The organism is Kluyvera sp. CRP (genome assembly GCF_019930565.1).
Taxonomy (GTDB): Bacteria; Pseudomonadota; Gammaproteobacteria; order Enterobacterales; family Enterobacteriaceae; genus Kluyvera; species Kluyvera georgiana_A.
The window spans coordinates 4,376,376-4,394,900 of the sequence record NZ_CP082841.1 but is presented as its reverse complement, the minus strand read 5'-3'; the positions used below and the strand labels follow the sequence as shown (position 1 = coordinate 4,394,900).

Below are 18,525 nucleotides of genomic sequence, written 5' to 3'. Positions count from 1 at the left end.
GATTTCGGTGATACTTATAGATTAAAGACTATGCCGTTCCCGCAAATTCTCAATCACCGCCGTCAAATCCAGCTCCTGATCCTGCAATAGCACCAGCAGGTGATACATCAAATCCGACGCCTCATTCTTCAGCTCAAACTTATCGTGCACCGTGGCGGCCAGCGCGGTTTCCACGCCTTCTTCGCCTACTTTCTGCGCGATACGCTTGGTACCGCTGGCGTACAGCTTAGCGGTGTACGAGCTTGCCGGGTCGGCGCTTTTACGCTCGGCCAGCAGCTGCTCAAGCTGATACAGGAACAGCCACTGGTGGCTGGTGTCGCCGAAGCAGCTTGAGGTGCCTTTATGGCAGGTCGGGCCAATCGGGTTAACCAGCACCAGCAGAGTGTCGTTGTCGCAGTCGGGCGCGATGCTTACCACATTGAGGAAGTGGCCGGAGGTTTCTCCCTTGGTCCACAGGCGCTGTTTGGTGCGTGAGAAAAAGGTCACTTTGCCCGTTTCCTGCGTTTTGGCCAGCGCTTCCTCGTTCATATAGCCCAGCATCAGCACTTCACCGGATACCGCGTGTTGGATAATGGCGGGCATCAGTCCGTCGGTTTTTTGCCAGTCCAGTTGTTCAGTTAACATACCCGAATCTCCACGCCCTGCGTTGCCAGGTACGCTTTTAGTTCACCAATATTAATAATCTGTTTGTGGAATACCGAGGCTGCCAGCGCGCCGTCAACATCGGCATCACGGAACGCTTCGAGGAAGTGTTCCATGGTCCCCGCGCCGCCAGAGGCGATCAGCGGTACGCGGCAAACGTCGCGCACTTTTTTCAACTGCTCCAGGTCGTAGCCGTTACGCACGCCGTCCTGGTTCATCATATTGAGGACGATCTCGCCCGCGCCACGTTTCTGCACTTCCTGCACCCAGTCCAGCGTTTCCCATTGGGTCACGCGTGTGCGGCTTTCATCGCCGGTGTATTGATTGACGTGATATTTGCCGGTGTCAGCGTCATACCAGGTATCAATACCCACCACGATGCACTGCACGCCGAAGCGGTCCGCCAGACGAGTAATCAATTCCGGGTCGGCCAGCGCCGGGGAGTTGATGGAAATTTTATCGGCACCGAAGGAGAGAATGCGGGCCGCATCGTCAATGGACTTAATGCCGCCCGCTACGCAGAACGGAATATCAATCACTTCGGCAACACGGGAAACCCAGCTTTTATCAACCACCCGGCCATCGCTGGAGGCGGTGATATCGTAGAACACCAGTTCATCCGCGCCTTCGTCAGCGTAGCGTTTGGCCAGCGGGACGATATCGCCGATGATCTCGTGATTGCGGAACTGCACGCCCTTAACAACCTGACCATCACGCACATCAAGACAAGGAATTATCCGTTTTGCCAGCATTGGATGGCCTCCGTTACGTTGAATTTACCTTCCAGCAGCGCGCGGCCGACAATCACGCCGCGTACGCCGGTGCCGCGTAGGGCGGCGATATCGTTAAGATCGCCAATGCCGCCGGAGGACTGGAACGCCACCTGCTGATAGCGGGCGCAGACCTCTTCATACAGCGAAACGTTGGAGCCTGCCAGCGTGCCGTCGCGGGAAATATCGGTGCACAGCACGTGCTGAAGCCCCACGGGCAGATAGGTCTCAACCAGCTCTTCCAGCGTGACGCCGGAATTCTCCTGCCAGCCGCTCACCGCCACCTGTTTGGCGCCGTTATCATCGATGCGCACGTCCAGCGCCAGCACCAGGTGCTCAGCGCCAAAGCGCTGGAACCAGCCTTTCACCACTTCCGGCGATTTCACCGCCGTTGAGCCGACCACCACGCGCGCCACACCCGCGTCCAGCAGTGCCGCGACGTCATCTTCGGTGCGCACCCCACCGCCAACCTGTACCGGCACGTTCACGCCGGCGACCAGGGTTTTCAGTAGCGGAATCTGGCGCTGTGCCGGGTCTTTCGCGCCGGTTAAATCTACCAGGTGCAGCACTTCGGCACCCTGAGCCGCGTAGTCCTGTAAACGGGGAAGCGGATCGGTGCCGTAGTCGCGCTGCTGTCCGTAATCACCCTGATGCAGGCGGACCACGGTGCCGTTAATCAAATCTAAAGCCGGAATGATCATTACATCTCCAGGAAGTTTTTCAGCAGCTGTGCGCCCGCCGCGCCGGAGCGTTCGGGGTGAAACTGCACGCCGTAAAAGTTATCTTTCTGTACTGCGGCGGTAAACGCTTCACCGTAGTGGCATTGCGCGATGGTGTATTCATTGACCGGCATCGCGTAGCTGTGAACGAAGTAAAAATACGCGCCGTCCTCAATACCGCGGAACAGACGGTCGCCCGCCTTCGGATAGACGCGGTTCCAGCCCATGTGTGGCAGCGGCAAGCCGTGGTCGGTCATTTTCGGCACGTCCTGGTCAATAATTCCCAGCAGGTCGACGCCGTTTGTTTCTTCACTGCGGCGTCCCAGCAGCTGCATGCCGAGGCAAATGCCCAGCACCGGCTGGGTGCAGGCTTTAATCAGCTCGACCAGGTCGCGTTCGTGAATCTGATCCATCGCCGCCTGCGCGGTGCCCACGCCGGGCAGGAACAGTTTGTCAGCGCGCAGCACCACATCCGGGTCACGGCTGACCACCGGCTCGTAGCCGTGACGGGCAATCGCCGCTTTCACCGAATTGAGGTTGGCGCAGCCGGTATCAAGGACAACCACATTCATCACAGCACTCCTTTTGAGGAGGGAAGGGCATTGCCGTCCACGCGGATCGCCTGGCGCAGCGTGCGGCCAAAGACTTTAAACAGGCTCTCCACACGGTGGTGATCGTTTTTGCCTTTGGTTTTCAGGTGCAGGGTGATGCCCATGGCGTAGGAGAGCGAGCGGAAGAAGTGCTCGATCATCTCGGTGCTCAGGTCGCCTACGCGCTGATAGGTAAACTCGGCTTTGTATTCGAGGTGCGGGCGGCCGGAAATATCCAGCGCACAGCGGGCCAGGCATTCGTCCATCGGCAGCACGAAGCCGAAACGGTTAATGCCGCGCTTATCGCCCAGCGCGACTTTCAGCGCTTCGCCCAGCGCCAGGCCGGTATCTTCCACCGTGTGGTGATCGTCAATATAGAGGTCGCCTTTCACGGTAATGTTCATGCGGAAACCGCCGTGGGTGGCGATCTGGTCCAGCATGTGGTCGAAGAAACCAACGCCGGTGTTAATTTTGCTGCCGCCTTCGCGATCCAGCCACACTTCGACATCAATCTGCGTTTCGCGGGTGTTGCGCTCAATGTGGGCGTAGCGGTCGCGGCGGGTCAACTGCTCGCCAATCGCCGCCCAGTTAAGCGTTTCGCGGTTGTAGCGCAGGCCGGTGATGCCCATATTGTTGGCCAGTTCGACGTCGGTGGCGCGGTCGCCAATCACGTAGCTGTTGGCAACGTCCATCACGCCGTCCGCCAGCCAGGCGGTAACCATCTGCGTTTTCGGCTTGCGGCATTCGCAGTTGTCGGCCGGCAGGTGCGGGCAAATGAGCACATCGTCAAACACCACGCCCTGCGAGGTAAAGACCTGCATCATCAGGTTGTGCGGGCCGTCGAAATCCGCCTGCGGGAAGCTGTCGGTGCCCAGCCCGTCCTGGTTGGTGATCATCACCAGCTTAAAACCCGCTTTTTGCAGTTTCAGCAGTTCGGGAATGGCGTCCGGCTCGAAGGCCAGTTTATCGAAACGGTCTACCTGATAGTCGCTCGGCGGTTCGGAAATCAGGGTGCCATCGCGATCGATAAAGAGAAACTTCTGGGTCATACGGTCTCCGCTTTCAAAGCGTCAATCACGCGCTGACTCTCTGCACGAGTGCCGATAGTGATGCGCAAACAGCCGCTTAAAGAAGGTTGTTTATTCTGGTCACGTAAGATAATGCCTTGATCCCATAAAGATTTAAATACGCTGCTTGAGGCTTTAATACGAGCCAGTACGTAGTTGGTCTCGGAATCAAATACCTGCTCGACGCAGTCGATGGTGCGCAGCGCATCCACCAGGTACTGACGTTCATTGAGGATTTGCGCGACGCGTTCGCGCATGGCTGCGATTCCTTGCGCGCTAAGCGCCTGGGCCGCAATATCGGCAACCGGGGTCGAGAGCGGGTACGGCGCAATCACCTTCATTAATAGCGCGATCACCTCTTCATTCGCCAGCGTAAAGCCGCAGCGCAGCCCCGCTAGCGCAAAGGCTTTGGACAGCGTGCGCAGAATTACCAGATGCGGGTACTCGGCCAGCCAGCCGGCCAGCGTGGCCTGCGGGCAGAACTCAATGTAGGCTTCATCGGCGACAACCAGCGCTTTGTCACGGGTCATCTCCAGCAGCGAACGGAAATCCTGCGGGTTGATAATCTGCCCGGTTGGGTTGTTCGGGCTGCATACGTAAACCACTTTCACGTTGGCCAGACTGTCGGCAATCGCCGGCAGATCCAGCTGCCAGTCGGCTTTGGTCGGCACGGTGCGGCATTCGACGCCGATGGTCTCAGCGCTGACGCTGTACATGCCGTAGGTCGGCGGGCAGAACAGCACCGCATCGCGGCCCGGTTCGCAAAACGCGCGTACCAGCAGTTCAATGCCTTCATCCGCGCCGCGGCTAACCAGTACCTGTTCCGGTTTCACGCCCGCATAGGCAGCGTAGTTTTCAATCACCGCTTTTGGCTGGCATTCCGGGTAGCGGTTCAGCGTTTGCTGGCTGAGTTCGAACGGCACCGCCGTCGGATATTCGTTGGCGTTCAGCCAGACGTCGCCTTTACCGCCAAGGCGGCGCGCCGACTGATACGGGGTCAGGGCGCGAACGTTGTCGCGGGCTAACTGTTCAATGCTCATGCTTGCTCCTTCAGGGCGTTCACGCGCAGGGTAACGGCATTTTTGTGGGCGGTCAGCCGCTCGGCGGCGGCCAGCGTTTCAATGGTGGCGGCAATGGCCGAGAACCCGTCACGGGATAATTCCTGAACGGTCATCCGTTTCTGGAAATCCGCCAGTCCCAGGCTGGAACAGGTGGATGTGTAACCGTAGGTCGGCAGCACGTGGTTGGTGCCGGAGGCGTAGTCGCCAGCCGATTCCGGCGACCAGTCGCCAAGGAATACCGAACCGGCACTGGTGATCTCATCAACCAGTTCACGCGCGTTGCGGGTCTGAATAATCAGGTGTTCCGGGCCGTAGGCGTTGGAGATCGCCACGCACTGCGCCAGATCGTTGGCCACAATCAGGCGGCTGGCAGAGAGGGCCTGACGCGCGGTATCGGCGCGGGACAGCTCGGCAAGCTGGCGTTCAACGGCCTCGGCCACGCCTTCGGCAAGTTTCGCGTCCGGTGTCAGCAGAATCACCTGTGAGTCCGGGCCGTGCTCGGCCTGAGAGAGCAGGTCGGAGGCGACAAAGTCCGGCGTGGCGCCGCTATCGGCGATGACCAGCACTTCAGACGGGCCTGCTGGCATGTCGATGGCCGCGCCGTCGAGACGCTGGCTGACCTGGCGTTTCGCTTCTGTGACGTACGCATTGCCTGGCCCGAAGATTTTATCCACCTTCGGAATAGACTCGGTGCCCAGCGCCAGCGCGGCAATGGCCTGCGCGCCGCCGACGTTAAATACCTCTTTGACACCGCACAGTTGCGCCGCATACAGAATCTCATCGGCAATCGGCGGCGGCGAGCACAGCACCACTTTTTTACAGCCGGCGATGCGCGCCGGAGTGGCCAGCATTAATACGGTGGAGAACAGCGGCGCTGAACCACCCGGAATATAAAGCCCCACGGAGGCGATAGGGCGGGTGACCTGCTGGCAGCGTACGCCCGGTTGGGTTTCGATATCCACCGGCGGCAGAATCTGCGCGGTGTGGAAGGTATCGATGTTGCGCACCGCAGCCTGCATCGCCTGCTTCAGTTCGTCGCTCAGACGGCCTGCGGCCTGCTGAATTTCTTCCTCAGTCACGCGCAGCGCGCCAACCTCGGTTTTATCAAACTTCGCGCTGTATTCACGCAGCGCTTTATCGCCGTTGTTTTTAACGTTTTCCAGAATTTCGGCCACCGTACGGGTGATGCTGTCGGAAGCGGAAATGGCCGGGCGCATTAACAGCGCCTGCTGTTCTTCGGGGCTACAGCGGTTCCAGTCAATCAGGGTATTGAAGCTCATGGCGCTTACTCCATCATCTTCTCAATCGGCAGTACCAGAATCGAGCTGGCACCCAGGGACTTCAGTTTTTCCATGGTTTCCCAGAACAGGGTTTCGCTGCTGACCATGTGCATCGCCACACGCTGCTGGTCGCCGGCTAACGGCAGAATGGTTGGGCGCTCGGCACCTGGCAGCAGGGCGATCACTTCTTCCAGACGTTCGGTCGGCGCGTGCATCATGATGTATTTCGATTCACGAGCCTGAATCACGCCCTGAATACGGGTTAACAGGCGGTCGATCAACTGCTGTTTCGCTTCACTCATTTCGCCGTCGCGCTGAATCAGGCAGGCTTTAGAGCGGAACATCACTTCTACTTCACGCAGGCCGTTGGCTTCCAGCGTCGCGCCGGTTGATACCAGGTCACAGATGGCGTCGGCCAGACCGGCACGCGGGGCCACTTCAACAGAGCCGTTCAGCAGGCAGGATTTAAAGCTGATGCCTTTCTGGTCGAGATAACGTTTGAGCAGGTGCGGGTAAGAGGTGGCAATACGTTTGCCGTCGAGCGCAGCCGGGCCGTTCCAGGCTTCATCCGCCGGGGTCGCCAGCGACAGACGGCAGCCGCCGAAGTCCAGACGACGCAGGGTAAAGTAGCGCGGGTCTTCGCCTTGTGCGCGGCGGCTCAGCAGCTCTTCTTCCAGAACGTTTTCACCGATAATGCCGAGATCGACCACGCCATCCATAATCAGCCCCGGAATATCGTCATCGCGAACGCGCAGGATATCGATCGGCATGTTCTCCGCCATCGCGATCAGGCGCTGGGTGTGGAGATTGATTTTGATACCACAACGGGCCAGTAATTCGCGTGAATCATCGCTCAGGCGGCCTGATTTCTGAATAGCTATGCGTAAACGGCTGTTATCTAACATTCTGTATTCCTCATTACCCTGCTGAATTTGGTTCAAAAAAAAGCCCCCGGAAGATGATCTTCCGGGGGCTCTCTTGCGTTCATGCACCACTGGAAGATCTGAATGTCTCCCAGCACACATCGCCTGAAAGACTAGTCAGGATGATGGTGATGATGGTGGTGTTTAAATTGAACGCGGCTCATAAATTTCTCGTTGAATGACTATTCACTTGATGTCTTTTAACCTAAACCACTTTTGTCGTTGAGCGCAAGCGCTTTTTTCATTCATTAAATCAATTCATGTTACCACTATAAATTGTCAGTTTTCTCGCTGTGGCGTAGCCTTATGAGAGGAGTGCAGGATGAACCAGGAGATAGCGCAATGAAGAAGGTGGCAATTGTCGGTTTAGGGTGGCTGGGTATGCCGCTGGCGCTGTCGTTGATGGCGCGCGGCTGGCAGGTAACGGGTAGTAAAACGACTGAGGATGGCGTGGAAGCCGCGCGGATGTGCGGGATTGACAGCTATCCGTTGCGGCTCGATCCGCAACTGGTCTGTGAGGCTGACGACCTTGATGCTTTAATGAATGTTGACGCGCTGGTCATTACGCTCCCCGCGCACCGCAGCGGCCCGGGCGAAGATTTCTATCATCAGGCGGTGCAGGAGATTGTGGACTCCGCGCTGGCGCACCAGATTCCGCGCATTATCTTTACCAGCTCCACTTCGGTCTACGGTAAAGAAGAAGGGCTGGTAAAAGAGAGCACGCCGCGTGAACCGGTTACCGCTAGCGGCAGAGTATTAAAAGAGCTGGAAGACTGGCTTCATCAATTGCCGGGGACGTCGGTGGATATTCTGCGTCTGGCGGGGCTGGTGGGGCCGGATCGGCATCCGGGACGTTTCTTCGCAGGTAAATCCGCGCCGGATGGTCAGCACGGCGTGAATCTCGTCCATCTGGAAGATGTTGTTTCTGCTATTACGCTTTTATTACAGGCGCCGAAGGGTGGACACATTTATAACATTTGTGCGCCGTTGCATCCCGCTCGCGGTATTTTCTATCCGCAAATGGCGCGCGAGCTGGGGTTAGCGGTTCCGAGCTTTAGCGACAGCGGTAATGGAAAAGGCAAAATCATCGACGGTAATCTCATTTGCCGCGAGCTCGGCTTTGAGTATCAGTATCCTGACCCGTTACGTATGCCGATGGAATAATCGCCTTTGTTTTAGCAAATAGTGCTATTGATGAGATTTATGATTCGGGAGTTGCTGAATTATCAGTCGTTTAGACGAGAAGGCGTGCTGATTATGCTCTCAGTAGCTTGTCTTTTTGCTACCGTTTGGGGCAAAATATGTCGAATGTAAAAAATTGAGATTAACCGACGTGCTTGCCGCGTCGGTTATTTTTTTTACATCAAAACAACCATCAAATTAAAGAGGCCGGGCTTCGTACCGGATAGATACTTACTTAAAAAACGACAGTCGTTGTCGCTGAGGAAACAGAAAAAAATGGGGCAATTTTTCAATTTTGCGCCGGCCATCGCCGTAATGGAGACTGACCGTGTCGCATAACGTTACTCCAAACACCTCTCGCGTGGAATTACGTAAAACGCTTACGCTTATTCCGGTTGTTATGATGGGCCTGGCCTATATGCAGCCGATGACGCTGTTTGATACGTTCGGTATCGTATCTGGCATGACCGATGGTCACGTGCCAACAGCTTATGCCTTCGCTCTGGTGGCGATTCTGTTCACCGCGCTGAGCTACGGTAAGCTGGTGCGCCGTTATCCTTCGGCGGGCTCTGCCTACACTTATGCACAGAAATCCATCAGCCCGACCGTTGGCTTTATGGTGGGTTGGTCTTCGCTGCTCGATTATCTGTTCGCGCCGATGATCAACATTCTGCTGGCAAAAATCTATTTCGAAGCGCTGGTGCCGTCGATACCGTCATGGGTATTCGTGATTGCACTGGTTGCCTTTATGACCGCCTTTAACCTGCGCAGCATCAAATCTGTCGCCAACTTTAACACCGTGATCGTGGTGTTCCAGGTGGTACTGATTGCCGTGATCCTGGGTATGGTGATTTATGGCGTGGCGCACGGCGAAGGTGCCGGTACGCTGGCAAGCAACCGTCCGTTCTGGTCGGGTGATGCGCACGTGATCCCTATGATTACCGGGGCCACGATTCTGTGCTTCTCCTTTACTGGCTTTGACGGTATCAGCAACCTGTCCGAAGAAACCAAAGACGCTGAGCGTGTGATTCCGCGTGCTATCTTCCTGACGGCGCTGATTGGTGGCCTGATCTTTATCTTCTCCACCTATTTCCTGCAGCTCTACTTCCCGGATATCTCTCGCTTCAAAGATCCGGACGCCTCACAGCCTGAAATCATGCTGTACGTGGCGGGTAAAGCCTTCCAGGTTGGCGCGCTGATCTTCTCCACCATTACCGTGCTGGCTTCCGGTATGGCGGCGCATGCGGGTGTGGCGCGTCTGATGTACGTGATGGGCCGTGATGGCGTGTTCCCGAAAAGCTTCTTCGGCTATGTGCATCCAACCTGGCGTACCCCGGCGATGAACATCATCCTGGTTGGCGCGATTGCGCTGCTGGCGATTAACTTCGACCTGGTGATGGCAACGGCGCTGATTAACTTTGGTGCACTGGTGGCGTTCACCTTCGTGAACCTGTCCGTTATCTCTCAGTTCTGGATCCGTGAGAAGCGTAATAAGACGCTGAAAGATCACTTCCAGTACCTGTTCCTGCCAATCTGCGGCGCGCTGACCGTTGGCGCACTGTGGGTGAACCTGGAAGAGAGCTCTATGGTTCTGGGCCTGATCTGGGCCGGTATCGGTCTGATCTACCTGGCCTGTGTGACCAAAAGCTTCCGCAACCCGGTTCCGCAGTACGAAGATGTTGCATAACTGAATTTAAAAACGATGGTTGCAAAACCGGAGGTCTGGGCCTCCGGTTTTTTTTGTCTTAAGTTTGTGGGGTGATTAAAAAATCAATATTAATAACCGTCGGGAATAATATAGAGCTTTTGGTTATTGGAGCCGTCCGGCGGGGTCAGGAATAATTTTAAGACTGATAATATTGAGTTAATTGATTCTTATGTTGCACATGATAATAAGTGGCATGATTTGCGGGGCCTTACTGGGATTCGTTATGCAGCGCGGTCGTTTCTGCCTGACGGGCGGCTTTCGCGATATGTATATCACCAAAAATAACCGCATGTTTTACGCACTGCTGATTGCTATCTGTATCCAGAGTATCGGCGTGTTCGCGCTGATCCAGCTTGGCCTGGTGCAGTACGATGCAGGCGCGTTCCCGTGGCTCGGCACCGTGGTGGGTGGATTTGTTTTTGGTATCGGTATCGTTTATGCGGGAGGCTGCGCCACCGGCACCTGGTATCGTGCCGGGGAAGGGCTGATTGGCAGTTGGATTGCACTGGTCACCTATATGGTGATGAGCGCGATCATGCGTTCACCGCACGCGGCTGGGCTCAACCAATTCCTCGGTCAACACACGACAGCCCACAACGGCATTGCCGAAACCCTGAATATCTCCGTCTGGCCGATTATTGCGCTGCTGGTAGTGGTGACGCTGTGGTTTGTGCGCAAAGAGCTGCGCAAACCAAAGCTGAAGGTTGCCTCTCTGCCGCCGCGCCGCACTGGCCTGGCGCATCTGCTGTTTGAAAAGCGTTGGCACCCGTTTGTGACCGCCGTGCTGATTGGCCTTATCGCCCTGCTGGCCTGGCCGCTGAGTGAGGCCACCGGACGTATGTTTGGCCTTGGCATTACCTCGCCGACCGCTAATATCCTGCAGTTCCTGGTGGGGGGGGACAGCAAGTACCTCAACTGGGGCGTCTTCCTGGTGCTGGGGATCTTTATCGGTTCGTTTATCGCCGCGAAAGCCAGCCGTGAATTCCGCGTCCGCGCTGCCGATGCCAGCACCACGCTGCGTAGCGCGGGTGGCGGCGTGCTGATGGGCTTCGGTGCCAGCATTGCCGGCGGCTGCTCTATCGGCAACGGCCTGGTGATGACGGCGATGATGACCTGGCAGGGCTGGATTGGCCTGGTATTTATGATTCTCGGCGTGTGGTGCGCGTCGTGGATGTTGTATGTTCGCCCGCAGCGGAAAGCAAAACTGAAAACCGCAACGGCTTAAGGAGTAGAAAAAATGGTTGTGAAGAAACTGGACGTAGTCACGCAGGTTTGCCCGTTCCCGTTAATTGAAGCGAAGGCGGCGATGGCGGAACTGGCCAGCGGCGACCAGCTGGTGATTGAGTTCGACTGTACTCAGGCGACGGAAGCCATCCCGCAGTGGGCGGCGGAAGAGGGCTTTACGGTCACGGACTATCAGCAGTCTGGCGATGCGGCGTGGACCATCACCGTACAGAAATAATGCCCCAGGCATCAAGCGAAGCCGGGAAGATTTTCCGGCGTCGCTGCGTTGAGTTAAACAATCTCCTGCACGTACTGATACAGCGCCTTCAGCAACGACAGCTTCTCGTTATTCCCCTCATACTGACCGTACAACATCTCCAGTTGCTGGGCGTAGGCCTGTAAAAATTCCGGGGTGAAGATCTGCCGACGATGCTCCAGCCAGCGCTGTTGCTCGTTTTCATCCAGCGTGCCGGGGAAATTGCGCGCGCGGAAGTTAAACAGCAGCTTCTCAATACGCGGGTCGGCGAAGGTAATGTCCAGCGCCGGCAGATTGCGCGGTTCAGTCTCCAGCACGATTTTCATCGCCGCGCGGTCGGCGTCGCTAAAGAAACCGTTATAAAGCTGGGCGTCGACGTTGTCCGATGCGACAAACGGCTCGGCTTCAGCAAATATCGCCACCACCTTCTCGCGCACCTGCGGGTTATCGCGCAGCTGTTTCAGGTTATCCAGGCAGTGCTGACGGTTGATGCCCAGACGGTCGGCGTCTTCTGGGCGCAGGGTATTGGCCTGCGCCAGTACCGGGCATTTATTCAGATGCACCAGCTTAATCGGCACCGGCGAGGTGTCGCCGAGCTCGGCCTTCGGCGTATACAGACGCTCGCGCAGCGTATCGGCGTCCAGCTCGAGCAGCGGGGCAATGTCGCCCGCCAGGTCGACCATGATCACCGCATTGCGGTTATCCGGATGCCAGGCTAGCGGCGCAATCCAGCTGGTGTTTCCGCGCCAGGCGCCAAACATTCCCGAGACATGCACCAGTGGTTTCATCTGCGGGACGTCAATCAGCGTCATCAGCTTGTTTTTGCCCCGGTAGGCATACAGATAATCAAAAAGCTTCGGCTGCTGGGCCTTCACCAGCTTCGCCATGGCGATGGTGGCATAAACGTCGGCCATCGCATCATGGGCGTTACTGTGTTCAATACCGTTGGCCTTGGTGAGATGTTCCAGGCGGAAGCTCGGCAGGCCGTCGTCGTTTTCCGGCCAGTTGATGCCGTCCGGGCGCAGGGCATAGCAGGCGCGCATCACGTCAAGCAGGTCCCAGCGCGAATTGCGGTTTTGCCAGCTCCAGGCGTAAGGATCATAAAAGTTACGGTAGAAAATATTGCGCGTCACTTCATCATCGAAGCGGACGTTGTTGTAGCCCACCACGCAGGTTTCCGGCACCGTGAAAATATCGTGAATACGTTTGGCAAATGCGGCTTCGTTTTCGCCCTTAGCGCGCGCTTCCTGCGGGGTGATGCCGGTAATTAACACCGCTTCCGGTTGCGGCAGGTAGTCGTCCGCCGGTTTGCAGTAAAAGACCTCTGGCTCGCCGATAATATTGAAGTCTTTATCGGTGCGAATTGCGGCGAACTGCGCGGGTCTGTCGAGGGAAGGGCTGGTTCCGAACGTTTCATAGTCGTGAAACAGGAATCCCGGCGCGCTGGAGGTCTCTTGCATGGCGTTAACTGTGTCCGTGTATGGCATTGAATGTCCATGGTAAACGATTTAGCCTGGCATCAGAAGCGCCAGAACCGTTTCTGGAATCCGTCACGCAGGGGATTTTTTTGTGTGAAAATAGAGATATGTCATATTTTCTTGCAATTTAGCCCTGTCATGAGGCACAAACTTCCGTAAAAAGGACGGCGAATTTGTAAAAGTTGAGGATGTTCCGTTGAAAGCCCGTTTTCTTGTTGCCGTTTCTTTGCTCGCTTCGAGCGTTTCGTGTGCATTTGCCGACAATATCGCAATGCCTGCTGTCACCCCGCCCGCGATTAAAGCAGGTTCGTGGGTACTTATGGATTATACAACCGGGCAGATTTTAACCGCAGGTAATGAACATCAGCAGCGTAATCCAGCCAGTCTGACTAAGCTCATGACCGGCTACGTGGTGGATCGGGCTATTGATAGCCATCGCATCACGCCGGACGACATCGTCACCGTCGGGCGCGATGCCTGGGCGGCGGCTAACCCGGTGTTTAATGGTTCGTCGCTCATGTTCCTGAAAGCGGGCGACCGCGTTTCGGTTCGCGATCTGAGCCGTGGCCTGATAGTGGATTCCGGCAATGACGCCTGTGTGGCGCTGGCGGACTACGTGGCCGGCGGCCAACCGCAGTTTGTCAAAATGATGAATGACTACGTGCAGAAGCTGAATCTACGCGACACGCATTTTGAAACCGTCCATGGCCTTGATGCACCGGGCCAGCACAGCTCGGCTTACGATCTGGCAGTGCTTTCGCGCGCGATTATTCACGGTGAGCCAGAGTTCTATCATATGTACAGCGAGAAGAGCCTGACGTGGAACGGTATCACCCAACAGAACCGTAACGGCCTGCTGTGGGAAAAAACCATGCACATCGACGGTCTGAAAACCGGGCATACTTCCGGTGCCGGGTTTAACCTGATCGCGTCATCGGTGGATGGTCAGCGTCGTCTGATTGCCGTCGTGATGGGCGCCGACAGCCCGAAAGGTCGTGAGGACCAGGCGCGCACGCTGCTGCGCTGGGGCCAGCAAAACTTTGATACCGTGCAGGTTCTGCAAAACGGTAAAAAGGTCGGGACCGAGCGTATCTGGTATGGCGATAAAGAAAAGATTGCTCTCGGTACCGATCAGGATTTCTGGTTAGCGCTGCCGAAAGCCGAAGTGCCGAATATTAAAGCCAAATACGTGCTGGATAAAAAAGAGCTGGAAGCGCCGCTGGCTGCTCATCAGCGGGTGGGGGAAATCCAACTGCTCGACCGCGATAAAGTGGTGGCGCAGTGGCCGCTGGTGACGCTGGAGAGCGTTGTCAAAGGTGGGCTGTTCTCGCGCTTAAGCGATTACCTGCATCACAAAGCCTGATGTAAACTCTATTTAATCGATTAGCGCCCCTTTTCAGGGGCGTTTTTGCGCTCCCGGTGGTCGTTGCCTGACGGAGCAGGTACAATTTGCCCTTTCGTTTTTTGTGGAGAGTGGGTGTGCGTCCGGATAAGTCACTCAGCCCGTTTGAAATACGCTTATATCGACACTATCGTACCGTGCACGGCGCACGCATTGCGCTGGCTTTTGTCCTGACGTTTCTTATCGTCCGCCTGCTTGGCATTCCTGACGGCTCCTGGCCGTTGATCACGCTGGTGGTGGTCATGGGGCCGATTTCGTTCTGGGGCAACGTGGTTCCACGCGCCTTCCAGCGGATTGGCGGTACGGTGCTTGGCTCCGCGCTGGGCCTGGTCGCCCTCAAGCTGGAGCTTATCTCACTGCCGCTGATGATCATCTGGTGCGCGGCGGCGATGTTCCTCTGCGGCTGGCTGGCGTTGGGTAAGAAACCGTATCAGGCGCTGTTGATTGGCATCACGTTGGGGGTGGTGGTCGGCGCGCCGCCGGGGGATATGACCACCGCGCTCTGGCGAAGCGGCGACGTCATTTTCGGCTGTCTGCTGGCGATGCTGTTTACCGGTATCTGGCCGCAGCGGGCGTTTATCCACTGGCGTATCCAGATGGCGACTTTCGTCACCCAGTTTAACCGTATCTACCAGGCTGGTCTGTCGCCGAACCTGATTGAGCGGCCGAGGCTGGAAAAACACCTGCAAACGGTGCTTAACGACGTGGTGAAAATGCGCGGTCTGATCACCCCGGCCAGCAAAGAGACGCATATTCACAAAGGCATCTTTGAGGCCATTCAGACCGTGAGCCGCAATCTGGTGTGTATGCTGGAGCTGCAAATTAACGCCCACTGGGCGACCCGCCCAAGCCATCTGCTGATGCTCAACGCCCAGACGCTGCGCGAAACTCAGACCATGACGCAGCAAACGCTGCTCTCCATCGCCCATGCGCTGTACGAAGGTAATCCGCGGCCTATTAAGGCCAACAGCGAGAAGCTCAACGACATTGTCGCCGAACTACGCCAACTGGTGAATGACTACAAGGGCGATAACCTTTCGGAAACGCCGATTCATGGTTACGTCTGGCTGAGTATGGAACTGGCGCGGCAACTGGAGCTTCTCTCCAGTCTGATGTGCCGCGCATTGCGTAAATAAAAGGCAGATGCGCAGGGTTTTTCGTCTGGTTGTTTCGATTCAGCTGGATTTAGGGTTATGATGAACTCAAAGCAAAAATGATTGTTTGCCGCAACGGTGATACGCGAAGTCATACTGGTTGAAGGGGATATCAGTAATGTGTACCTTATCGTGTAGCCGTTGTTTTAACGAATCCGACTCTCAACTATCAGGGGTATAAAAATGGAAACCACGAAACCTTCGTTTCAGGACGTACTGGAGTTTGTACGTTTGTTCCGTCGTAAGAACAAACTGCAGCGCGAAATCCAGGACGTTGAGAAAAAGATCCGTGACAACCAGAAGCGTGTCCTGCTGCTGGACAACCTCAGCGACTACATCAAACCGGGCATGAGCGTTGAAGCTATTCAGGGCATCATTGCCAGCATGAAGGGCGACTACGAAGATCGCGTTGATGACTACATCATCAAAAATGCTGAACTGTCTAAAGAACGCCGCGACATCTCTAAGAAACTGAAAGTGATGGGCGAGCAGAAAGGCGAGTAACCGTCCTTCTCGGGTGGCGGCGCTGCCGTCACCTGGCCATTGTTTTTCCTTCCCCCTAATCCCACCGCCACAACCTCAGTGACATCGCGAGCAATGCGGAGTATAAAGCTCTGTGTTTGATATATTAGCCACAGTTATGTGGGAACATATTGATATCAAAGGAACTCGCTAACAATGCAGCAACATCAGGAAGCGCAATCATGATGCTGGTGACCGGCGGCGCGCGCAGCGGCAAGAGCCGCCACGCTGAATCGTTACTCAGCCAGTACTCCCGGGTTTGCTATATCGCGACCTCGCAAGTTTTCGACGCCGAGATGGCCGAGCGCATTCAACATCATCGGGACAGTCGCCCCGCGCACTGGCGCACCGAAGAACGCTGGCAACATCTTGCCGACATCATTACCCCCCACAACGATCCCAGCGAAGCCATCTTACTGGAATGCATCACGACGCTGGTGACCAACATTCTCTTTGCCTCGGGCAACCCAGACGAGATTGAGCGATGGGACTTCGTCGCGCTGGAACGCGAAGTCAACGCAGAAATCGACGCGCTGATCGCCGCCTGTCGAGCATGCCCGTCACCGGTGGTGCTGGTGACCAATGAAGTGGGGATGGGCATCGTGCCCGAGAATCGTCTGGCCCGGCATTTTCGCGATATTGCCGGGCGTGTGAACCAAAAGCTGGCGCAGGCGGCGGATGACGTCTGGCTGGTGGTATCAGGGATTGGAGTCAAAATAAAATGAGCCGACTGTTTTTCGCCACACTTTCGTTTATGAGCCGTCTGCCGGTGCCGCAGCGCTGGTCGCAGGGGCTGGATTTAGACCGCTACGTCAGCGGCGTGATCACCTTTCCGTTTATTGGCTTGCTGCTCGGGGCGCTGAGCGGCCTGGTATTTATCATCGTTCAGGCCTGGTGCGGGATCCCGCTGGCGGCGTTCTTTGCGGTACTGGCGCTGGCGTTGCTGACCGGGGGCTTCCATCTGGATGGGCTGGCGGATACCTGCGACGGTATTTTCTCTGCTCGCCGCCGTGAAAAGATGCTGGAAATTATGCGCGACAGCCGCCTGGGCACTCACGGCGGCCTGGCGCTGATCTTCGTCCTGCTGGCGAAAGTGCTGGCCGTCAGTGAACTGGCGCTACGCGATACGCCGATGCTCGCCGCCATTGCCGGCGCCTGTATTGCCGGGCGCGCGGGGTCGGTGCTGATGATGTACCGCCACCGCTATGCGCGGGAAGAGGGGTTGGGCAATCTGTTTATCGGCAAAATCAGCTTCCGCCAGACCTGGGTTACGCTGGTTATCGGCGGCGCGCTGGTTATCGCCATGCTGGGTATGCATGGCCTGCGTGCGTTGCTGGTGGCGTTTATTGGCGTCTTTATTTTAGGCCTGTTGCTGAAACGCACGCTCGGTGGACAAACCGGCGATACGCTGGGCGCGGCCATTGAGCTAGGCGAAGTGATTTTCTTGCTGGCGCTACTGTAAGCCAGCGTTTAACGGGGTAAATAATAAAATATGCAAACACTGGCTTCATTATTAGCGGCGATTCCTGACGTCGATAACGTCGCGATGGCACAAGCACAGCAACATATTGATGGGCTGCTGAAACCCACCGGTAGCCTGGGGCGTCTGGAATCTTTGGCGGTGCAGCTGGCCGGTATGCCGGGGCTGCACGGTACGCCGCAGGTGGCGAAGAAAGCCATCCTCGTAATGTGCGCCGACCACGGGGTCTGGCATGAAGGGGTCGCGGTTTCGCCGCAGATTGTCACGGCAATTCAGGCGGCAAATATGACTCGCCATAACACCGGCGTCTGTGTGATGGCCGCCCAGGCCGGTGCCGACGTGCACGTGATAGATGTCGGTATTGATGCCGATCCGATTCCCGGCCTGATTGATATGAAGGTCGCGCGCAGCAGCGGCAATATTGCGCAGGGGCCGGCGATGAGCGCAGAGCAAGCGCAGTCGGTTCTGATGGCAGCTATTCGCTATACGCGTCAACTGGCGGAGCAGGGCGTGACGCTGTTTGGCGTGGGCGAGTTGGGCATGGCAAATACTACCCCAGCGGCGGCGATGGTGAGCGTGCTCACCGACAGCGAGCCGGAAGCGGTGGTTGGCGTAGGGGCAAACCTGCCGCAGACGCAGCTGGGGCATAAAGTTGAGGTTGTTCGCCGCGCTATCGCTGTGAACCAGCCTAACGCCGAAGATGGTCTTGATGTGCTGACGAAAGTGGGCGGTTATGATCTGCTCGGGATGACTGGCGTGATGCTCGGCGCCGCGTCCTGTGGCCTGCCGGTGGTGCTGGATGGTTTCTTGTCCTATGCGTCGGCGCTGGCCGCCTGCCGGATAGCGCCGGGGGTGAAGCCGTATCTGATTCCTTCCCATTTCTCCGCAGAGAAGGGGGCGCGTATCGCGCTCGCGCATCTCGAGCTTGAGCCGTATCTGCACATGGAGATGCGCCTGGGCGAGGGCAGCGGCGCGGCGATGGCGATGCATATCGTCGAGTCGGCCTGCGCCATGTATAACCGTATGGGGACGCTGGCGGGTAGCAACATCGTCCTGCCGGTATAACG

20 protein-coding genes and 1 other annotated feature are annotated in these 18,525 nt (G+C 56.8%); of the genes, 10 read left to right on the top strand and 10 right to left on the bottom strand.

Annotated elements, in window-relative coordinates; all coding sequences use genetic code 11:
- Window positions 1–21: 21 nt before the first annotated feature.
- From hisIE to hisL, 9 genes are all read right to left on the bottom strand, one after another.
- A complete protein-coding gene (gene hisIE / locus K7B04_RS20975; protein WP_223802942.1) occupies window positions 22–624 on the bottom strand; it encodes a bifunctional phosphoribosyl-AMP cyclohydrolase/phosphoribosyl-ATP diphosphatase HisIE in 603 nt (200 codons plus the stop codon).
- Complete coding sequence (gene hisF, locus K7B04_RS20970; RefSeq protein ID WP_001575887.1) at window positions 618–1,394, bottom strand: imidazole glycerol phosphate synthase subunit HisF; 777 nt, start codon at window positions 1,392–1,394, stop codon at window positions 618–620. The genes hisIE and hisF overlap by 7 nt, the downstream gene beginning before the upstream one ends.
- Complete coding sequence (hisA, locus tag K7B04_RS20965) at window positions 1,376–2,113, bottom strand: 1-(5-phosphoribosyl)-5-[(5-phosphoribosylamino)methylideneamino]imidazole-4-carboxamide isomerase (RefSeq protein WP_223802941.1); 738 nt, start codon at window positions 2,111–2,113, stop codon at window positions 1,376–1,378. The genes hisF and hisA overlap by 19 nt, the downstream gene beginning before the upstream one ends.
- The gene (gene hisH / locus K7B04_RS20960; RefSeq protein WP_001575883.1) at window positions 2,113–2,703 is read right to left on the bottom strand and encodes an imidazole glycerol phosphate synthase subunit HisH; all 591 of its coding nucleotides are present in this window, start codon (window positions 2,701–2,703) and stop codon (window positions 2,113–2,115) included. Before hisH ends, hisA begins: the two co-directional genes overlap by 1 nt.
- Window positions 2,703–3,770, bottom strand: coding sequence for a bifunctional histidinol-phosphatase/imidazoleglycerol-phosphate dehydratase HisB (gene hisB / locus K7B04_RS20955; protein WP_223802940.1), 1,068 nt, complete (start codon window positions 3,768–3,770; stop codon window positions 2,703–2,705). Before hisB ends, hisH begins: the two co-directional genes overlap by 1 nt.
- Complete coding sequence (gene hisC / locus K7B04_RS20950) at window positions 3,767–4,828, bottom strand: histidinol-phosphate transaminase (protein ID WP_223802939.1); 1,062 nt, start codon at window positions 4,826–4,828, stop codon at window positions 3,767–3,769. Before hisC ends, hisB begins: the two co-directional genes overlap by 4 nt.
- Window positions 4,825–6,129 (bottom strand): histidinol dehydrogenase, encoded by a 1,305-nt coding sequence (gene hisD, locus K7B04_RS20945; RefSeq protein WP_163448880.1) that lies wholly within the window; start codon window positions 6,127–6,129, stop codon window positions 4,825–4,827. The genes hisC and hisD overlap by 4 nt, the downstream gene beginning before the upstream one ends.
- A gap of 5 nt (window positions 6,130–6,134) precedes the next feature.
- Window positions 6,135–7,034 carry an ATP phosphoribosyltransferase gene (hisG, locus tag K7B04_RS20940; protein ID WP_065357671.1) on the bottom strand — a complete coding sequence of 300 codons (900 nt, stop codon included), beginning with the start codon at window positions 7,032–7,034 and terminating at the stop codon, window positions 6,135–6,137.
- A gap of 34 nt (window positions 7,035–7,068) precedes the next feature.
- Window positions 7,069–7,190 (bottom strand) — a sequence feature (His leader region).
- Complete coding sequence (hisL, locus tag K7B04_RS20935; protein ID WP_071594744.1) at window positions 7,166–7,216, bottom strand: his operon leader peptide; 51 nt, start codon at window positions 7,214–7,216, stop codon at window positions 7,166–7,168. Its footprint overlaps the feature before it by 25 nt.
- 178 nt (window positions 7,217–7,394) lie before the next feature.
- Here hisL and K7B04_RS20930 point away from each other — a divergent pair, with 178 nt between their 5' ends.
- From K7B04_RS20930 to tsuB, 4 genes are all read left to right on the top strand, one after another.
- Window positions 7,395–8,216 carry an SDR family oxidoreductase gene (locus tag K7B04_RS20930; RefSeq protein ID WP_223802938.1) on the top strand — a complete coding sequence of 274 codons (822 nt, stop codon included), beginning with the start codon at window positions 7,395–7,397 and terminating at the stop codon, window positions 8,214–8,216.
- Between the two features lie 346 nt (window positions 8,217–8,562).
- Window positions 8,563–9,921, top strand: a complete 1,359-nt coding sequence (gene plaP / locus K7B04_RS20925) for a putrescine/proton symporter PlaP (RefSeq protein WP_001575875.1) — start codon at window positions 8,563–8,565, stop codon at window positions 9,919–9,921.
- Between the two features lie 190 nt (window positions 9,922–10,111).
- On the top strand, window positions 10,112–11,167 hold the full coding sequence (tsuA, locus tag K7B04_RS20920) for a thiosulfate utilization transporter TsuA/YeeE (RefSeq protein ID WP_223802937.1): 1,056 nt from the start codon (window positions 10,112–10,114) through the stop codon (window positions 11,165–11,167).
- Between the two features lie 12 nt (window positions 11,168–11,179).
- Complete coding sequence (gene tsuB / locus K7B04_RS20915) at window positions 11,180–11,404, top strand: thiosulfate utilization sulfurtransferase TsuB/YeeD (protein ID WP_001575873.1); 225 nt, start codon at window positions 11,180–11,182, stop codon at window positions 11,402–11,404.
- 53 nt (window positions 11,405–11,457) lie between these two features.
- On the opposite strand, the gene sbcB is transcribed toward tsuB, so the two are convergent.
- The gene (gene sbcB, locus K7B04_RS20910) at window positions 11,458–12,882 is read right to left on the bottom strand and encodes an exodeoxyribonuclease I (protein ID WP_223804208.1); all 1,425 of its coding nucleotides are present in this window, start codon (window positions 12,880–12,882) and stop codon (window positions 11,458–11,460) included.
- Window positions 12,883–13,096: 214 nt separating this feature from the next.
- On the opposite strand from sbcB, the gene dacD reads away from it, so the two are divergent.
- The 6 genes from dacD (at window position 13,097) to cobT (ending at window position 18,523) form a co-directional block, all read left to right on the top strand.
- Window positions 13,097–14,263 (top strand): serine-type D-Ala-D-Ala carboxypeptidase DacD, encoded by a 1,167-nt coding sequence (dacD, locus tag K7B04_RS20905; RefSeq protein ID WP_223802936.1) that lies wholly within the window; start codon window positions 13,097–13,099, stop codon window positions 14,261–14,263.
- A gap of 116 nt (window positions 14,264–14,379) precedes the next feature.
- Complete coding sequence (locus K7B04_RS20900; RefSeq protein ID WP_064544396.1) at window positions 14,380–15,438, top strand: FUSC family protein; 1,059 nt, start codon at window positions 14,380–14,382, stop codon at window positions 15,436–15,438.
- A gap of 201 nt (window positions 15,439–15,639) precedes the next feature.
- Window positions 15,640–15,960, top strand: a complete 321-nt coding sequence (locus K7B04_RS20895; protein WP_035894853.1) for a DUF496 family protein — start codon at window positions 15,640–15,642, stop codon at window positions 15,958–15,960.
- Window positions 15,961–16,157: 197 nt separating this feature from the next.
- Entirely contained in the window at window positions 16,158–16,703 is a 546-nt protein-coding gene (gene cobU / locus K7B04_RS20890; RefSeq protein WP_223804207.1) for a bifunctional adenosylcobinamide kinase/adenosylcobinamide-phosphate guanylyltransferase, read from the top strand.
- Window positions 16,700–17,440 carry an adenosylcobinamide-GDP ribazoletransferase gene (gene cobS, locus K7B04_RS20885; protein WP_223802935.1) on the top strand — a complete coding sequence of 247 codons (741 nt, stop codon included), beginning with the start codon at window positions 16,700–16,702 and terminating at the stop codon, window positions 17,438–17,440. The genes cobU and cobS overlap by 4 nt, the downstream gene beginning before the upstream one ends.
- Before the next feature lie 30 nt (window positions 17,441–17,470).
- Window positions 17,471–18,523 carry a nicotinate-nucleotide--dimethylbenzimidazole phosphoribosyltransferase gene (gene cobT, locus K7B04_RS20880; protein ID WP_223802934.1) on the top strand — a complete coding sequence of 351 codons (1,053 nt, stop codon included), beginning with the start codon at window positions 17,471–17,473 and terminating at the stop codon, window positions 18,521–18,523.
- Window positions 18,524–18,525 lie beyond the last annotated feature (2 nt).

Bases quoted from the DNA above. Each gene is read 5' to 3' on its own strand.
- hisIE (WP_223802942.1), bottom strand. From the start codon at position 624: ATGTTAACTGAACAACTGGACTGGCAAAAAACCGACGGACTGATGCCC.
- cobT (WP_223802934.1), top strand. From the start codon at position 17,471: ATGCAAACACTGGCTTCATTATTAGCGGCGATTCCTGACGTCGATAAC.
- hisG (WP_065357671.1), bottom strand. From the start codon at position 7,034: ATGTTAGATAACAGCCGTTTACGCATAGCTATTCAGAAATCAGGCCGC.
- tsuA (WP_223802937.1), top strand. From the start codon at position 10,112: ATGTTGCACATGATAATAAGTGGCATGATTTGCGGGGCCTTACTGGGA.
- hisD (WP_163448880.1), bottom strand. From the start codon at position 6,129: ATGAGCTTCAATACCCTGATTGACTGGAACCGCTGTAGCCCCGAAGAA.
- K7B04_RS20930 (WP_223802938.1), top strand. From the start codon at position 7,395: ATGAAGAAGGTGGCAATTGTCGGTTTAGGGTGGCTGGGTATGCCGCTG.
- hisB (WP_223802940.1), bottom strand. From the start codon at position 3,770: ATGACCCAGAAGTTTCTCTTTATCGATCGCGATGGCACCCTGATTTCC.
- K7B04_RS20895 (WP_035894853.1), top strand. From the start codon at position 15,640: ATGGAAACCACGAAACCTTCGTTTCAGGACGTACTGGAGTTTGTACGT.
- cobS (WP_223802935.1), top strand. From the start codon at position 16,700: ATGAGCCGACTGTTTTTCGCCACACTTTCGTTTATGAGCCGTCTGCCG.
- hisF (WP_001575887.1), bottom strand. From the start codon at position 1,394: ATGCTGGCAAAACGGATAATTCCTTGTCTTGATGTGCGTGATGGTCAG.
- hisC (WP_223802939.1), bottom strand. From the start codon at position 4,828: ATGAGCATTGAACAGTTAGCCCGCGACAACGTTCGCGCCCTGACCCCG.
- tsuB (WP_001575873.1), top strand. From the start codon at position 11,180: ATGGTTGTGAAGAAACTGGACGTAGTCACGCAGGTTTGCCCGTTCCCG.
- sbcB (WP_223804208.1), bottom strand. From the start codon at position 12,882: ATGCAAGAGACCTCCAGCGCGCCGGGATTCCTGTTTCACGACTATGAA.
- hisA (WP_223802941.1), bottom strand. From the start codon at position 2,113: ATGATCATTCCGGCTTTAGATTTGATTAACGGCACCGTGGTCCGCCTG.
- hisH (WP_001575883.1), bottom strand. From the start codon at position 2,703: ATGAATGTGGTTGTCCTTGATACCGGCTGCGCCAACCTCAATTCGGTG.